Source organism: Pseudoalteromonas sp. S1610, assembly GCF_005887465.1.
GTDB classification, from domain to species: domain Bacteria; phylum Pseudomonadota; class Gammaproteobacteria; order Enterobacterales; family Alteromonadaceae; genus Pseudoalteromonas; species Pseudoalteromonas undina.
Genome location: NZ_PNDI01000068.1, coordinates 1 through 16,630 on the forward strand (window position 1 = coordinate 1; position 16,630 = coordinate 16,630).

The window sequence follows — 16,630 nt, forward strand, 5'->3', positions numbered from 1 at the left end:
GATACCTAGAGGGGCTATAAACCCCTGCCGGTTTTCAAGACCGGTGCATTCGACCACTCTGCCATCTCTCCGCACGGCCTGAATAATAGGGAAACCCTTGGACTTTGGGAAGCTTTTTTTTCATTTTTTTGTTCAAGTGATTAAAAAACAACTAATTTGTTTAAACATAAAGCAATGAGAGCAAATCCTAACCGGCAAATGAACTTTTATTTAAATTTAGTTGTCTATTGATCTACAAAGGTTTGCCCAAACATATAAGAGTTGGTAATCTAATTTTAGTTAAATTACAGGAACTACTTAGTTTCACTTACAGGAGCTCTACAATGGCGTTTAATCAATCGTACAATACTGCAAAGCCGGTAATGTCGACCATTGAAACAAACAAAGTGCTTAAAAACACTTATTTCTTACTTGCAATGACACTTGCATTTAGTGCAGTCACTGCCGGTATTTCAATGGCACTGCAATTACCTTACTTTATGGGACTTGTATTCACACTAGTTTCATTTGGTCTACTTTTTGTTGTTAATAAAAAAGCAGATACAGCATCTGGTGTATTTTGGGTGTTTGCGTTTACAGGATTAATGGGAGCCGGCTTAGGCCCTCTGCTAAATCATTACGCACAATTACCTAATGGCCCTATGCTAATTATGCAAGCGCTAGGTTCTACGGCGTTAATCTTCTTTGGTTTATCTGCTTATGCACTTAACACTAAAAAAGACTTCTCATTCATGGGTGGCTTTTTAACTGTAGGCTTAATTGTGGTTATCGTGGCAATTATTGTAAATATTTTCTTAGGTAGCTCGCTAATGTTTATGGTTCTAAACGCAGCAGTTGTATTAATCATGTCTGGCCTGATTTTGTTCGATACGAGCAGAATCATTAACGGCGGCGAAACAAATTATATCCGTGCAACTGTATCTTTATACCTTAGCGTATATAACCTATTTACTTCATTACTTGCCTTACTTGGCGCAAATAATGACTAATTAAATAGTTCTGTTAAAATAGCCCCTTTATTGGGGCTTTTTTATTGGAATAGTTTTGGCACGCTTTGTACTTTCTTTACATACTCCACCATCAGATCACGATACCACTCAACGTATTGTTAAGTTTGCTCATGCCTGCCTAGCGCAGGGACATAGCGTTGATGCGTTATTTTTATACCAAGATGCTATTTATCATGCTTCAACTCATTTTGAGTTAGCCTCAGATGAGTTAAGTACTCCCTCGCTTTGGCAGCAACTGGCTGAAAAAAATATAAATCTAATGTTATGCGTTACTGCGGCTGAAAAGCGAGGCTTAGATATAAAAAATACCGGCGCATTTGCTGTTGCAGGCTTAGCTGAATTTGCCATGCTGGCCAGTGAAGCAGATAAATGGATACAATTTAAATGATTAATGTACTCGTAATTAGTCAGTCAAGCCCATTTGATGATATGCATATCCGCGATGCACTTGATATGACCCTTATTTTTGCTGCCGTAGATCAAAATATTAGCTGGTTGTTTAGCGGCCCAGCTGTGTTAGCGCTTAAAAAAAACCAAAAGCCAAATAGTTTAGGTATCAAAGATTTTTTTAAAAACATTAAAATGTTGGAAATCTATGATGTTGAAAATATTTACGTTTGTGAAAAGTCACTGATTGATTATGGTTTAAGTAAAAGTGAACTACTCATTGAGGCAAACATAGTAAACTTTAATGCCCAAAAACAGTTAATTCACAATCAGCAGCATGTGGTGACCCTATGAGTACTTTACATATTTTTTCAAAACCACTGAATTACTACAGTACCCACAGCTTAGACAATCTAATTATGCTCACAGACAGTGTTTTACTCGTGGGTGACGCTTGCTTTGCAAAAGGGCAATATAGACAATTTGCTGACTCACTTTATATTTTAAAAGATGATGCAGAAGCTCGAGATATATCATTAAATATGAACGACAAAGCAATTAGCTATGATGAGTTCGTTACCCTCAGTTTAACTGCAAAACAATCAATTACTTGGTGAACCATGTTGGAATTTAATAATCAAACAATAGACACTGATAAACAAGGTTATTTGCTAGATCATACTGTTTGGTCAAAAGAGTTAGCCAATGTTATTGCAGAGCAAGAAAACATCACATTAACTGAGCAGCATTGGGAAGTTGTTAACTTTGTGCGAGAGTTTTATCTTGAATATAACACCAGTCCAGCCATTAGAATGTTAGTCAAAGCCATGGCTAAAGCACTCGGTGAGGATAAAGGGAACAGCATGTACTTATACAAACTTTTTCCTAAAGGACCAGCCAAACAAGCAACTAAAATTGCGGGTTTACCTAAACCTGCACGGTGTATTTAATGAAGCATAAAACTGAACATTCGCCCTCCTCAAAGGGTAAGCGCAATACAGGCCGTACTTACTCTCGAAGTGGTATCAATAAAAGGACAGTAAAAAGGCCAATAAAGCCGGCAATAGCGCAGAGCGATAAAAAAGTCATTTTATTTAATAAACCTTATGATGTCCTTTGCCAGTTCACTGACGATCAAAATAGGCAAACATTGGCTGATTTTATTCCTATAAAAGATGTTTACGCAGCAGGTCGTTTAGACAGGGACAGCGAAGGGTTGTTGTTATTAACAAACTGCGGCAAGTTACAAAATACGCTCACAGCGCCTGGTAAAAAAACCAACAAAACCTATTGGGTTCAGGTTGAAGGGACCCCAACACAAGCATCTATCGATGCTTTAAATAAAGGTGTCGAACTAAAAGATGGAATCACCTTGCCCGCTGAAGTAACTTTAATGGATGAACCAGCGCTTTGGCCAAGAACTCCTCCTGTGCGAGAGCGTAAATCAATACCTACATCATGGCTAAGTATTACAATTAACGAAGGCAGAAACCGTCAAGTTAGACGCATGACAGCTCATGTTGGCCACCCTACTTTGCGTTTAATTCGCTACAGTATCGGTAAATACACGCTAGAGGGAATAAATAGCGGTCAATTCAAAGATATTGATAATTAACCATCAAGTTGCGTTAATCATCTAATTATCTGTAGCTAAAGCAATACAATTTCTTCCTTGTTTTTTCGCGTAATAAAGTGCGTTATCTGCTTGTTTAAAAAATTGTGCATGATCGCTATCGTGTTCATGCTCTATGGTGTTTATTCCCATACTGACAGACAATAGTCCTGTAAAGCTGTCTTTGTGGGGAATGGCCATTTTTTCAATCGATTTTTGTATTTGTTCGGCAATAAATAATGCTCCTTGCTTACCTGTTTGAGGTAACAGCACGACAAACTCTTCGCCTCCGAATCGCGCAACAAAATCTTCTGGCCTGCAGACGGTTTCAGCTAATTTTTGCGCAACTTGAAATAAACATTTATCTCCTTCGAGATGACCATACCGGTCGTTATACTTTTTAAAATTATCGATATCAATAATGATCATCGAAAGCTCACGATGCTCGTTCGATAACTTGTTAAATTCAGACGTTAGTTTTTCATCAAAGCGCCGCCTGTTGGCTATTTTAGTGAGTGAGTCTAAAAACGCCATATCACTGAGTATTTCTTGAGTTTTTAAACGCTCAGTAGCATCGTTGAATATAGCAATAAATTCTCCTTCAACACTGATACCAGAAACTTGCATCACAATCTCACTGCCATCTTTACAAGAAATTCTGTAATCATTAGCTGGAATATCATCATTATTTTGATTGGCTTGCTCAAGTGACTCCTGCCATAACGTTTGTGCAAATGTTCTGTAATCTTTTTCAGGGTAGGCTAATTTCCACCACACATTAAGATTAGGTACGTCTTGTAACGTGTAACCAAATACATCAATAAAACGTTGGTTCACTTTTAAAATATCACCAGTTACCATACAAACATCACATACCGGTAAGGGCAGAATCGTGAATAATCGCGCATAGTGACTTAGCTCATGCTTGCGCATGGGATGTTGGGTAGTGCTTATAACATTATAGTCTTGTTCTTTGTTTTCACGTTCAAGCGATATATTCATAGAAGCGACAAAATGCCACTCTACCCACCATTTCTCTAACTGGCTTAAAATTGCCTTTTGTGATGATTTTAAAGAGCCTAAAGAGGATTCTATAAGCCTAAACAGCTCAACAATCGGATTAGGTTCTTGATAAAGATAGGGAGCTGGCACAGTTATAATGTCATAAAATAACTTATAAGCTGATTCTTTGAATTGCTGTAGTGAATAATCGTCTTCAAAAGTAAGATTTGACACCGTTTTTTCGGACGCATCCAGCACAAACGACTTAACCAAATGTGATTGCGAGGCGTAATTCATATATTCATTCCATTGATTATATTTTAGGTTATTTAAGTATTTACGTGTTTAGATACTAATTAAGATATGGTAGGTAATCTCAAATGTAAAGTTTTGTTAATGAAGAATAGCGCTACGTAATTAAATACGACAAAAGCAACTTACAAAGTATGAAGCCATCAATATAATTCATCCCTTTTCATTAGCCTAAAAATGAGTAAATTACACACCAAACTACGCCTTACTAACCATTGGATGGAAAAAGTTACAACAAAATCTATTCAATCCCCCATCCTCTCTTTAAGCACCAACAAAATACATGCTATAATCGCGGCCTTTCCAAGTTAACAGTAATCTGTATAAGCGAAATTATTCATGAGCGAAAATAGTCACATTAAAGTCATCGTTGGTATGTCCGGCGGTGTTGATTCTTCTGTATCTGCATATTTATTAAAACAGCAAGGCTACCAAGTAGAAGGCTTGTTTATGAAGAACTGGGAAGAAGATGACAATGATGAATATTGCGCTGCTGCTGAAGATTTAAAAGATGCACAAGCTGTATGTGACAAGTTAGGCATTGAACTTCATACCGTTAATTTTGCTGCTGAATACTGGGATAATGTATTTGAATACTTTTTAGCAGAATACAAAGCGGGTCGTACACCCAACCCAGATATAATGTGTAATAAAGAAATAAAATTTAAAGCGTTTTTAGAGTTTGCTGCGCAAGCACTTGGTGCTGATTTTATTGCAACTGGTCACTATGTGCGCCGAGAGCTACGCGATGACAAATACGTAATGTGCCGAGGCCTAGACGATAACAAAGATCAAAGCTACTTTTTGTATACACTAAGCCATGAGCATATTGCGCAAACACTATTTCCTGTCGGAGATATTGCCAAACCAGAAGTACGCCGCATTGCTGAAGAACAGGATTTAATTACCCATGATAAAAAAGACAGCACCGGCATTTGTTTCATTGGCGAGCGTAAATTCAAAGATTTTCTGCAAAAGTTTTTGCCTGCACAACCTGGAGTAATTGAAGACACCGATGGTAACAATGTAGGTGAGCATGAAGGCTTGATGTATCACACCCTTGGCCAGCGTAAAGGTTTATTAATTGGTGGCATGAAAGAAGGCTCGGGCGAACCATGGTACGTGGTAGATAAAGATATAGAACGAAATGTTCTTGTTGTTGGTCAAGGTAAAGATCACCCTCGCTTGTACAGTAACGGCCTTAATGCAAACCAATTACACTGGGTAGATCGTGTTGGCCCGCAAGGTACAACTCGCTGCACCGTTAAAACTCGCTACCGTCAAGAAGACTTAAGCTGTACATTACTCGTTGGAGAAGATGGTATGGCACGCGTATTGTTTGATGAGCCGCAAAAAGCCGTTACCCCAGGACAATCCGCCGTATTTTACGCTGATGAAGTCTGTTTAGGCGGTGGTATTATTGATTCGGTGATTAAGTAATGAATCAACATCAAGTCATGGCACTTGCTGCCATGTGCCAAGTAGCAAAACAAGTACAAAAGGTTGCTCAATACGGTCGTTGTGATGAACATGACTTATCAACGTTGTTATCAAGTATTGTGCAAACCTCACCCGCCTCTCCTGAGGATGTATACCAAGGCACACAAAATTTGCGTGATGGCTATAAAACATTAATGGCACAACTGAGTGCCGGTGCTCAAAAAGATGTTGAAATAGTTAAATACGTGGGTGGCTTAATGCAGTTAGAGCGAGCCCTTAGTGCCAATAGTAAGAGCCTCAATGAATTAGGTAAACGTATTGATGATATTCATCGTCGTTTAGATCATTTTGCTATTACCGATGACAGTGTTGTTGCCGGTTTAGCAGATATATACTCGTCGGTGCTAAGCCCCCTTGGGCACCGAATCCAGGTTTATGGTAAACCCGAGTTATTAAAACAGCAGCTCACTCAAAACAAAATCCGTGCGTTACTTTTAGCCGGCATTCGTAGTGCAGTATTATGGCGTCAAATGGGCGGCAAACGTCGTCATTTCTTTTTTGCAAAAAGAAAAATTCTCGCCATTGCTAAAACAAAAATTTAATTATCGTTCAAACTAAAATTTAGGAGTTATTATGGAGCTTTCAGCGTTAACGGCTATCTCTCCGGTTGATGGTCGCTACGGCAGCAAAACCACTGAACTACGCAGTATTTTTAGCGAATTTGGATTAATCAAATACCGCGTAACCGTTGAAGTGCGTTGGTTGCAAGCGTTAGCTGCAGCAAGCGATATAAAAGAAGTCCCAGCTTTAAGCGAGCAAGCAAACGGACTATTAAATGCTATCGTCGATAACTTCTGTGAAGCCGATGCACAGCGTGTTAAAGACATTGAACGCACCACTAACCATGATGTAAAAGCCGTAGAGTACCTACTAAAAGAAAAAGTAGCTGATAACGCTGAATTACATGCCATTAATGAATTTATTCACTTTGCATGTACATCTGAAGATATTAATAATCTATCTCACGGTTTAATGTTAAGTGAAGCACGTAACAATGTTATTTTACCTTATTGCGATGAGCTATTAAGCGCAATTAAAGAAAAAGCTGTTGAATACAGAGCCATTCCAATGATGACTCGTACGCATGGGCAACCTGCAACCCCATCAACTATGGGTAAAGAGTTTGCAAACGTATACATGCGTTTAAAGCGTCAACGTGATCAAATTGCCCAAGTAGAAATGCTAGGCAAAGTAAATGGTGCTGTAGGTAACTACAATGCTCACCTAAGTGCTTACCCTGATTACGACTGGCATACTCACGCAGATAAATTTGTAGCTAGCCTAGGTTTAACACTTAACCCGTTTACCACACAAATTGAACCGCATGACTACATTGCAGAACTATTTGATGCTATTGCGCGTTTTAATACTATATTGCTCGATTTTGACCGCGATATGTGGGGATACATTGCGCTTAATCACTTCAAGCAAAAAACCATTGCTGGTGAAATTGGCTCATCAACTATGCCACATAAAGTAAACCCTATTGATTTTGAAAACTCAGAAGGTAACTTAGGTTTAGCTAATGCCATATTAGGTCACTTAGCGCAAAAGCTGCCTGTTTCTCGTTGGCAACGTGATTTAACTGACTCAACCGTATTACGTAATTTAGGTGTAGGTATGGGTTATGCTGTTATTGCATACCAATCTACACTTAAAGGTGTAAGCAAGCTAGAAGTTAACGAACAACGTTTAGCCGATGAGCTTGACCAAAACTGGGAGCTACTAGCAGAGCCAATCCAAACAGTAATGCGTAAATACGGCATTGAAAAGCCATATGAAAAGCTAAAAGATTTAACGCGTGGTAAACGTGTAAATCAAGAAATTATGGCTGATTTCATTGATGGTTTAGATTTACCAGACGCTGCAAAAGCAGAAATGAAAAAGCTAACCCCAGCCAACTACATTGGTCGCGCTGTTGAGTTTATTGATGATTTAGTTTAATTACTCAAATCTACTAATAAAAAGCGAAAGGTACCTGCCTTTCGCTTTTTTCATTTAGGTCTTAACGTTATAGGCATTCTATGTATCAATTAAAAATAAATGAATTATCTGAGCAAGCGTTTTTAAATCAATATTGGCAAAAAAAGCCACTGTTAATCAAAGGAGGTTTTAGTGACTTTAAAGACCCTCTTGATGCCAATGAACTGGCAGGCCTCGCCATGGAAGACAGCATAGAGTCGCGTATTATAACCAACCATAACCAGCAATGGCAGTCTCATCAAGGGCCGTTTGAAGATTTTGAAATACTCACCGATGAGCACGCTACTTTATTAGTGCAAGCAGTCGATCATTGGCACCCAGAAGCCGCACAATTGCTTGAGCCATTTCGTTTTATTCCTAACTGGCGTATAGATGATTTAATGATCAGCTACTCAACCCCTGGCGGTGGTGTTGGACCGCACTTGGATCAATATGATGTATTTATTATTCAAGGAGAAGGCAAACGCCATTGGCGAGTAGGCTTACCTGATGCCTCATTAAAGCAATTTGCTCAAAATAAAAGCTTGCTACAAGTTGAAGCTTTCACTGCAGTGATTGATTGCGTTTTAGAGCCAGGTGACATTTTGTACATACCACCAGGTTGTCCGCATGAAGGCTATGCCATTGAAAATGCTTTAAACTACTCGGTCGGATTTAGAGCACCTAATCAACAAGATTTACTGTCTAGCTTTGCAGATCATATTATTGACACAGAAAGCGGTCAAAAACGTTACACTGATCATACCCTCGCGCTACGTGATTCAAAAGGTGAGCTTACGCAAAGCGAAGTTGATAAAGTAAAAACGTTAATGCAAGCTTTAATAGAAAACGACAGCTTATTTAAAAATTGGTTGGGAAACACATTAAGTCAACCTAAGCATGATATGGATTTAGCGCCTGAAGAAAACCCGTTTAGTACAGCTGAAATTATGCAACAACTTGACAGTGATATGACATTTGAGCGTCTTGGTGGCACGCGTGCAATTTACCAATGCATAGGTGATGAGCTGCTTTTAAGTGTTAATGGCGAAAACTACCCTTTACCGCTATCTGATTTAGAGGCCGTAAAACAGCTAACTGATTTTATTGAATTTGATAGCAGCTTGCTGAACTCAACCACACCTAGCCTAGATTTTATCGAAACCTTTACTACACTGGTTAATGAGGGTATTTGGTTTAGCTAGGAGGAGGTTATGGTTTATACTGTTGACAAAGTTGATTGGCAAAGTGAAAAAGATCAACTTCAACAAATAAGAGAGCGTGTTTTTGTTTACGAATTACATATTCCAAAGAATATTGAATTTGATAGCTTAGATGCGCTCGCTCAACATATTCTGGTTACCGATAATATGCACTCACCTGTTGCCACAGGTCGATTATGTAATGATGGTTTAATAGGAAGAATTGCCGTACTACCCCAGCACCGCAATCGCAACGTTTATAAATCTCTACTTAATTTCATTGTAAAGCTTGCCGCAGAGCAAGGTATTGAGGCTGTCAGTATTAACTGTATTTTAAATGAAGTAGAACGATTCAAAAATAACGGCTTTACTGTGCAAGGGCACGTTTTTATGGAGGCTGGCATTCCAAGACAGAGAATGGAATGCCCCATCACATGCTTTGAAACACGGCCATTTACTTTAGTGCATTAACCAAAAAACGAGCCATTTGGCTCGTTTTTTACTTTATTCTTGTCGGTAATCTTTGAAGAACCGCTGCATTTTCATCATCGCACTGCTTAAATCATCTTTATTAGGTAAAAACACCAATCTAAAATGATCGGGATCTGGCCAGTTAAAAGCGCGCCCATGTACTAATAATATTTTTTCTGCCTTTAACAAGTCAAACATCATTTGTTCATCATTTTTAATATTAAACAATTTTGTATCAACTTTGGGAAATGCATACAGCGCCCCTTTTGGCTTTTTACAGCTTATCCCCTCAATTGCATTTAATCCACGCCAAGCAATATCTCGTTGCTCATATAAGCGACCTCCGGGGTCAATTAAACTGTCAATGGATTGTACCCCACCCAATGCTTGCTGAATGGCATATTGAGCAGGGACGTTTGCGCATAAACGCATTGAGGCAAGAATATCGAGGCCTTTAATTAAATCTGTCATTAAGGCAGTGCGCCCGCTTAGCACCATCCAACCCATTCTAAGACCAGCGGCGCGATATGTTTTAGCTAAACCGTTAAACGTAATAATGGGAATATCGTCGCACAATGCACCAATAGAAGTATGGGTAACGCCGTCGTACAGAATTTTCTCGTATATTTCGTCACTTAACAGTAAAAGCTTGTGCTCTCGGGCAATGTTGATCAACTCTTGAAGCAAGGCATCACTGTACACTGCCCCTGTTGGATTATTAGGGTTTATTAACACCAATGCTTTAGTTTTCGAGGTGATTTTGCTTTTAATATCATCAATATCAGGAAACCAATCTTGCTCTTCATCACATAAATAGTGAACAGGGTTACCGCCTGCTAGCTTTACCGACGCAGTCCAAAGCGGATAATCGGGTGCAGGAATTAATACTTCATCGTCATTATTTAACAACGCTTGAGTAACCATTTGAATAAGTTCACTCACACCGTTGCCAATGTAAATATTATCAACGTCTAAGTTGTGTAAACCTCGCTGTTGGTAATGCTGATAAATAGCAACACGCGCAGAGTAAAGCCCTTTAGAATCACAATAGCCTTGAGCAGAATATAAATTACGAATAATGTCGCGGTGCATATCTTCTGGCATATCAAAACCAAACGCCGCGGGGTTACCAATATTAAGCTTAAGTACTTTTTGGCCCTCATCTTCCATTTTTTTAGCTTGTACTAAAACGGGGCCGCGGATGTCATAACAGACGCCGTCTAATTTATGACTCTTTTTTATTTCTGACATTGTTACCTCTAAAGAGCAAGTTAGCCTTAAGACTAACTCAGTAAAGCCGTGAATTACTAGGGGAAATTAAGCGCTTAAAACTGAAAAAAATTCACGTTAACACTTTATTCTGTTCTTCATTAAACGGGTTTATCGCTGAGCGTGCCACTCATTTAATTTTGCTTGCGAGCCAGTAACTTGCGCCATTAAATTATTTGCTGCATCAACAGCCTGCTCGTCATTCCCATTATTTAAATTATATTCAATTAAACGTGCTACCTCGGCTAAACTTGCCGCTCCAAATTGAGCCGCATTTGATTTAAGGCTATGAGAATGGCGAATTGCAGCCTCTTTATCTTGGCCAAGCGCTGCAATAGTTTCGTTCCCTAAGCGCTCAAATTCCGCACAACAAAATTCCAGCGTATCTGGAAATTGTTCACCTAATAGCGATTCCATACTTTCTAAAGCGGATTCGTCGATACTGATTTCTGTCATATTGATGCCCTATAATGCGTTCCTGCAATTTATATTTCATCTCTTACTCTATATCTAAGCACAAAAAAAACCAACTTTATTAATGCAAAAATGTATAATTAAGTTAAATGTATTAATCGAATGGTTAGCTTATGGCACGTGCCCTTTGTGAACGCTGTAATTTCTCGCCAAGCACCTGTATTTGCAATGCAATCACTTGTGTTGATAATCAAACTCAGGTTGTTGTGTTACAACATCCCAGTGAAGCAAAAATTAGTAAAAATACGGCACAGTTATTGGCATTAAGTTTAACGCGATGCAAAATAATTATAGGCGAAAATAATCAAGATTTTGCTTGCTTGCAAAAGCTGCCGCTCAGCTCGACGGTGTTACTCTATCCAAACGAGGACGCAATTGAGTTAGATGTAGCTAATGACAATGAAAACGTGCGACCCATTACACATTTAATAGTGCTCGATGGTACATGGAATAAAGCCTTTAAAATTTTGCAATTAACCCCACTATTACAAAAGTTTAAAACAGTAAGCTTTCGCCAAATTCCCACGAACCGTTATACTATTCGTAAAGCCCCAAGAGCAGATAGCTTGTCAACGCTAGAGGCCGTAGCGCATAGTTTATCGCTTATTGAAGCACTCAATCCGGCGCCGTTGTATGATTTATTAGATGAATTAATTACCAAACAAACCCAACATATGCCCACTCACGTAAAAGCACGTTACCTGTAATTAAAAATGAAATAACCAATGCGTAATATCCCTTCTCGATTAAAGCGTGGATTTTCACGCCAAGGCCCTGACTATCGTTTTAACGACCAAGTTGATTTTAGCGATATTAGAACGACTTTTGGTTTTCGTTCGATGGTAGTTGGTAAATGGGTGACTAAAGAAGAGCGATTTATTAGTGCCAATCTAATTTATGATGCGCTGGCTGATTTAGCGCAAATTTTACATTTACCGCCAACAGCAATTGGCCTTCGCGGTAAGCTTAACTTTGCCTTTGGTCATGGCGGACAAAAAGGCGTGCAAGCACACTATAATGCTTACGATCAAACTCTCGCACTGGCAAAAAACGCAGGCGGCGGTGCTTTAGCCCATGAGTGGTTTCATGCATTTGATCATCATATTAGTGAACATTTATTTAAATCAAAAACCCGCTTTGGTTTCGCCTCTAAGTTATGGTTATCAAACTCTCCCGATTTGAGCCATCCACTTAATGATGCACTTAATCAATTTTATAAGCAGGTATTTTTAGAACAAAACGGTGAAGATGCGAATGAATTTGTACAACGCTGTATCGCATTTGATAAAAAGCACAAGCAGCAATACATGAGTATGCCAGAGGAGCTTGCAGCTCGTTGTTTTGAAGCATGTATAAACCAGCATCAAACAATCAAAAACAGTTTCTTAGTCGGCGGGTTAAGTAATAATAGTTTAATTTACCCTGAGTTAAAGCACACATTACACGCCAATGAAGCACTTAACCATTATTTTCAACTATTAGGTTATGTGCTTCATCAACGAGAAAAATAATCTATTCCTCAGATTGGTTATTTATCGTCACTAATACGGCTTGCTACCGCGCTATTCTGATCTTTATATTTGGCATCAATGCGGGTGTTATAAGGGTTTTCACATGGACCGGTGAGCGTTTCAAAGCTCATTGCACCAATCTTCATCATGGGTCTAAGTGCAAGTGGTAGTTTACCCGAGTTATAAAACTCTAAAACAATATTACCACTCCAACCAGGGTCGATTCTGTGTGCGGTTACATGCACCATTAAACCTAAACGTGCCAGCGACGAACGCCCATCTAACCAGCCAACGATGTCTGCAGGCAGGGTTACTTTTTCATACGTTATTGCTAATGCAAGCTCGCCGGGGTGTAAAAAGAATGCTTCGCCTTCATCTAGTACAATTTCGTCGCTCATAATTGATTCTAAGGCTTTATTAAGCTGATCTTTTGGACCACTTAAGTCAACAAAAGCGGCATTATGGGCATGAAAAGTTCTAAACTTATTACCCAAACGAAGATCCGCAGTCACCCCAGAAATCATTTCACTGGTCGGGGCGGGCTCAATAACAATGCGCCCGTCGTTTAAATATTCTTTTATATGTGTATCTGAAAGTCTCATTTTTAATCTTCCGTAATCACAACTTCAATCGCGTTGTGATGTTGTTGATAATAAAGCGTACTGGCGATGAGCCGTGCGGCTGCACTGTAAGTTTCACTTATAGCTGCATTTGCATCATTGGCAATCAATTTACCTTGTTCAGAGGATTCTCTGATATTAATCGCAAGCGGAATATGTGAAAGCACAGGAACACCATGCTTCAAGGCTAACTTTTGTGCGCCATCTTTACCGAATACATGATTAGCTTCACCGCAATGCCTGCAAATGTAATGGCTCATATTTTCAATTAAACCAAGCACTGGCACGTCTACTTTATTAAACATAGCAATGCCTTTTTGCGCATCTGCCAACGCTAAGTCTTGTGGCGTTGTAACAATTACAGTGCCACTGGCAGGTACTTTTTGGCTCATGGTTAATTGAATATCGCCAGTGCCTGGAGGCATATCGACGATTAAGTAATCAAGCTCACCCCAATCGGTTTCATTTAATAGCTGACTAAGCGCGCCTGAGGCCATAGGACCGCGCCATACAGTTGCATCGTCGCTAGGCACTAAAAAGCCTATAGATTGCGCTTTAATACCGCTGGCATCAAATGGTTGTAATTGTTTGTTGTCTTTAGTGACAGGCTCACTGCCTACCAAACCTAACAACATAGGAATAGACGGACCATAAATGTCGGCATCTAAAATGCCTACTTTAGCGCCTTCGTTTTTAAGCGAACCGGCAAGATTTACAGCCGTAGTAGATTTGCCTACCCCGCCTTTGCCTGAGGCCACTAAAATAATGTGCTTTATGGCTTTAAATTTCGCAGGCTCTTTAAGTGCCACAACCGCACTTACATTTACCTCGATTTTAAGTCGCTCAGTTAAAAATTTAGCAACATGCGGCATTTCAGATTGCGCGGCAAAAGGAAGAGTGAGTTTAACAATAATTGATTTATCGGTGTTTTGAGTAATATCAGCAATAAAATCTTGCTCAATACCCACAGCAAAAGCGGCACTGCGATAGGCCGCTAAAGCAGAAATAATCGGTTGTTTTTGCACCGATTTAGCAGAGAATAGTTTCGACAGTCCAAACATAGCAATAAAATAGCGTTTCTTTGATGAAAAGTGCCACGGAATTATGTAACATTCAGGGCATTAACACCAGTCAATTAGTAAATATCAATAAGCAGTGTACTCTGTTACTACCGCGCTTATCGATAATGTAATAATTTTCATCTGTTCCTAGCTAGGAACGCTTAATTTGGAATGATTATGGCACAGCGAAAGATCCTGATTACTAGCGCATTACCTTATGCCAATGGCCCTACCCATTTGGGGCATTTATTAGAGTATATTCAAACTGATATTTGGTCGCGTTTTCAAAAACTACAAGGCCACGAAGCATACTACGTGTGCGCCGATGATGCTCATGGCACACCTATTATGCTTAATGCGCAAAAGCAAGGGATCACGCCAGAGGAAATGGTTAAAAACGTTAGCATAGAACGCCAACGCGATTTTGCTGATTTTAATATCAAATTTGATAATTACCACAGCACTCACAGCCAAGAAAATAAAGAATTTAGTGAGCTTATTTATAACCGCCTTAACGATGCCGGTCATATTAAAAAGCACACTATTTCTCAGTTATTCGATCCAGAAAAAGGTATTTTTCTGCCAGACCGCTTTGTTACTGGCACCTGCCCTACCTGTAAATCAGAAGATCAAAACGGTGATAGCTGTGATGCCTGTGGCGCAACTTATAGCCCAACAGAGCTAATCAACCCACGCTCTGTCATGTCGGGTGCTGAGCCTATTTTAAAAGATTCTGAGCATTACTTTTTTGACTTACCAGCCTTTGAAGGCATGCTTAAAGAATGGCTACACTCAGGCACAATCCAGCAAGAAATGGCGAACAAGCTAGATGAGTGGTTTGCCGATGGTCTTCAGCAATGGGACATTAGCCGTGATGCACCTTATTTTGGTTTTGAAATTCCAAACGCACCAGGTAAATATTTTTACGTATGGCTAGATGCGCCTATTGGTTATATGGCGAGCTTTAAAAACTTATGTGACAAACAAGGCATCGACTTTGATGCGTTTTGGCAAGAAGGGTCTGACGTTGAGCTTTATCATTTTATTGGTAAAGACATCATCTATTTCCACAGCCTTTTTTGGCCTGCGATGTTAGAAGGCGCTCAATTTAGAAAGCCTACTAACGTATTTGCCCATGGATTTGTTACTGTTAATGGCGCGAAAATGTCTAAATCAAAAGGCACGTTTATTAAAGCGCGTACTTATTTAGATAACCTAGATCCTGAATTTTTACGTTATTACTACGCAGCTAAACTTAATAGTGGTATTACTGATTTAGACTTAAACCTAGAAGATTTTGCACAGCGTGTAAATTCAGACTTAGTGGGTAAAGTAGTCAATATTGCGAGCCGTTGTGCTGGCTTTATTACTAAAAAGTTTGACGGTAAGTTAAGCGACACGATTATGGAACCACAGCTACTTGCTGAATTTCAAAATGCCTCAGCCACTATTACTGAACATTACGAAAATCGTGAATACAGCCGCGCAATCCGTGAAATTATGGCGCTTGCTGATAAAGCAAATCAATTTATTGATAATGCTGCGCCTTGGGTGCTTATTAAAGACGAGTCTAAGCAAGAAGAAGCGCATCAGGTATGTTCGTTAGGACTTAACCTATTTCGCGTGCTGATCACTTACTTAAAGCCTGTACTGCCTGGTATGGCGACAAATGTTGAAGCCTTTTTAAATGATGAGCTTACATGGCAAGGTGTGCAAACTGCACTAATAAGCCACCCTATCAATAAATTTAAGCCGTTAATGCAACGTGTTGAAATGGACAAAGTGAATAAAATGGTTGAAGAATCAAAAGAAAGCTTAATCGCTGAAAAAGACAAAATCGATCCTAATAGCCCACTGGCAAAAGAGCCTATCGCAGCTGAGATTGAATTTGATGACTTTGCAAAAGTAGATTTACGCGTTGCTAAAATTGCTAAAGCAGAGCACGTAGAAGGTGCTGACAAACTGCTTAAGTTAACTCTTGATTTAGGCGGCGAAACACGCCAAGTATTTGCAGGCATTAAATCAGCTTACGCACCAGAAGACATCGAAGGAAAGCTAACTGTGATGGTTGCTAACCTTAAACCACGTAAAATGCGCTTTGGAATGTCTGAAGGTATGGTACTTGCTGCAGGCCCGGGCGGTAAAGAAATATACATTCTTAACCCAGACGATGGTTCAGAACCTGGTATGCGAGTAATGTAAACTCTGCGCTAGTTTAAAAAAGCCGCTAAATATTT

Annotated in this window: 19 protein-coding genes; 14 read left to right on the forward strand and 5 right to left on the reverse strand. The window is 39.4% G+C overall.

The features are described 5' to 3' along the window. The first annotated feature begins 323 nt into the window (after window positions 1-323). The 6 genes from CWB77_RS16985 to CWB77_RS17010 are packed head-to-tail and all read left to right on the forward strand — an operon-like array spanning window position 324 to window position 3,012. Window positions 324-989 carry a Bax inhibitor-1/YccA family protein gene (locus CWB77_RS16985; protein ID WP_138623713.1) on the forward strand — a complete coding sequence of 222 codons (666 nt, stop codon included), beginning with the start codon at window positions 324-326 and terminating at the stop codon, window positions 987-989. 55 nt (window positions 990-1,044) lie between these two features. Then, a complete protein-coding gene (gene tusD / locus CWB77_RS16990) occupies window positions 1,045-1,398 on the forward strand; it encodes a sulfurtransferase complex subunit TusD (protein ID WP_054201015.1) in 354 nt (117 codons plus the stop codon). Continuing rightward, on the forward strand, window positions 1,395-1,751 hold the full coding sequence (tusC, locus tag CWB77_RS16995) for a sulfurtransferase complex subunit TusC (RefSeq protein WP_024603060.1): 357 nt from the start codon (window positions 1,395-1,397) through the stop codon (window positions 1,749-1,751). The genes tusD and tusC overlap by 4 nt, the downstream gene beginning before the upstream one ends. Further along, window positions 1,748-2,014 (forward strand): DsrH/TusB family sulfur metabolism protein, encoded by a 267-nt coding sequence (locus CWB77_RS17000; protein ID WP_010390171.1) that lies wholly within the window; start codon window positions 1,748-1,750, stop codon window positions 2,012-2,014. Before tusC ends, CWB77_RS17000 begins: the two co-directional genes overlap by 4 nt. A 3-nt stretch (window positions 2,015-2,017) precedes the next feature. Beyond that, window positions 2,018-2,347 (forward strand): TusE/DsrC/DsvC family sulfur relay protein, encoded by a 330-nt coding sequence (locus CWB77_RS17005; protein WP_010390172.1) that lies wholly within the window; start codon window positions 2,018-2,020, stop codon window positions 2,345-2,347. After that, on the forward strand, window positions 2,347-3,012 hold the full coding sequence (locus CWB77_RS17010) for a pseudouridine synthase (protein WP_054201016.1): 666 nt from the start codon (window positions 2,347-2,349) through the stop codon (window positions 3,010-3,012). The genes CWB77_RS17005 and CWB77_RS17010 overlap by 1 nt, the downstream gene beginning before the upstream one ends. Window positions 3,013-3,033: 21 nt before the next feature. Here the strand turns inward: CWB77_RS17010 and CWB77_RS17015 are convergent, their stop codons facing one another. After that, complete coding sequence (locus CWB77_RS17015; protein ID WP_138623715.1) at window positions 3,034-4,308, reverse strand: sensor domain-containing diguanylate cyclase; 1,275 nt, start codon at window positions 4,306-4,308, stop codon at window positions 3,034-3,036. 354 nt (window positions 4,309-4,662) lie between these two features. On the opposite strand from CWB77_RS17015, the gene mnmA reads away from it, so the two are divergent. The 5 genes from mnmA (at window position 4,663) to CWB77_RS17040 (ending at window position 9,458) form a co-directional block, all read left to right on the forward strand. Beyond that, on the forward strand, window positions 4,663-5,763 hold the full coding sequence (mnmA, locus tag CWB77_RS17020; protein ID WP_010390175.1) for a tRNA 2-thiouridine(34) synthase MnmA: 1,101 nt from the start codon (window positions 4,663-4,665) through the stop codon (window positions 5,761-5,763). After that, window positions 5,763-6,365, forward strand: coding sequence for a high frequency lysogenization protein HflD (gene hflD, locus CWB77_RS17025; RefSeq protein ID WP_055012553.1), 603 nt, complete (start codon window positions 5,763-5,765; stop codon window positions 6,363-6,365). Before mnmA ends, hflD begins: the two co-directional genes overlap by 1 nt. Before the next feature lie 31 nt (window positions 6,366-6,396). Next, window positions 6,397-7,767, forward strand: coding sequence for an adenylosuccinate lyase (purB, locus tag CWB77_RS17030; protein ID WP_138623717.1), 1,371 nt, complete (start codon window positions 6,397-6,399; stop codon window positions 7,765-7,767). Window positions 7,768-7,847: 80 nt separating this feature from the next. Continuing rightward, entirely contained in the window at window positions 7,848-8,990 is a 1,143-nt protein-coding gene (locus CWB77_RS17035; RefSeq protein ID WP_138623719.1) for a ribosomal protein uL16 3-hydroxylase, read from the forward strand. Between the two features lie 9 nt (window positions 8,991-8,999). Then, window positions 9,000-9,458 carry a GNAT family N-acetyltransferase gene (locus tag CWB77_RS17040; protein WP_010390180.1) on the forward strand — a complete coding sequence of 153 codons (459 nt, stop codon included), beginning with the start codon at window positions 9,000-9,002 and terminating at the stop codon, window positions 9,456-9,458. A 33-nt stretch (window positions 9,459-9,491) separates the two neighbouring features. Here the strand turns inward: CWB77_RS17040 and CWB77_RS17045 are convergent, their stop codons facing one another. Together CWB77_RS17045 and CWB77_RS17050 are read right to left on the reverse strand one after the other, a co-directional pair. After that, complete coding sequence (locus CWB77_RS17045) at window positions 9,492-10,709, reverse strand: pyridoxal phosphate-dependent aminotransferase (protein ID WP_055012556.1); 1,218 nt, start codon at window positions 10,707-10,709, stop codon at window positions 9,492-9,494. A gap of 129 nt (window positions 10,710-10,838) precedes the next feature. Further along, entirely contained in the window at window positions 10,839-11,183 is a 345-nt protein-coding gene (locus CWB77_RS17050; protein WP_010390183.1) for an Hpt domain-containing protein, read from the reverse strand. 131 nt (window positions 11,184-11,314) lie between these two features. Between CWB77_RS17050 and CWB77_RS17055 the strand changes: the two genes are divergently transcribed. Together CWB77_RS17055 and CWB77_RS17060 are read left to right on the forward strand one after the other, a co-directional pair. Then, window positions 11,315-11,908 (forward strand): tRNA-uridine aminocarboxypropyltransferase, encoded by a 594-nt coding sequence (locus tag CWB77_RS17055; protein WP_138623721.1) that lies wholly within the window; start codon window positions 11,315-11,317, stop codon window positions 11,906-11,908. 18 nt (window positions 11,909-11,926) lie between these two features. Then, window positions 11,927-12,712 carry a CLCA_X family protein gene (locus tag CWB77_RS17060; RefSeq protein ID WP_138623723.1) on the forward strand — a complete coding sequence of 262 codons (786 nt, stop codon included), beginning with the start codon at window positions 11,927-11,929 and terminating at the stop codon, window positions 12,710-12,712. A 17-nt stretch (window positions 12,713-12,729) separates the two neighbouring features. Here the strand turns inward: CWB77_RS17060 and dcd are convergent, their stop codons facing one another. Together dcd and apbC are read right to left on the reverse strand one after the other, a co-directional pair. After that, on the reverse strand, window positions 12,730-13,314 hold the full coding sequence (gene dcd / locus CWB77_RS17065; protein WP_054201024.1) for a dCTP deaminase: 585 nt from the start codon (window positions 13,312-13,314) through the stop codon (window positions 12,730-12,732). A gap of 2 nt (window positions 13,315-13,316) precedes the next feature. Next, window positions 13,317-14,393 (reverse strand): iron-sulfur cluster carrier protein ApbC, encoded by a 1,077-nt coding sequence (gene apbC / locus CWB77_RS17070; RefSeq protein ID WP_138623725.1) that lies wholly within the window; start codon window positions 14,391-14,393, stop codon window positions 13,317-13,319. Between the two features lie 177 nt (window positions 14,394-14,570). Here apbC and metG point away from each other — a divergent pair, with 177 nt between their 5' ends. Further along, window positions 14,571-16,595 (forward strand): methionine--tRNA ligase, encoded by a 2,025-nt coding sequence (gene metG, locus CWB77_RS17075; RefSeq protein ID WP_138623727.1) that lies wholly within the window; start codon window positions 14,571-14,573, stop codon window positions 16,593-16,595. The last annotated feature ends 35 nt before the right edge of the window (window positions 16,596-16,630 follow it).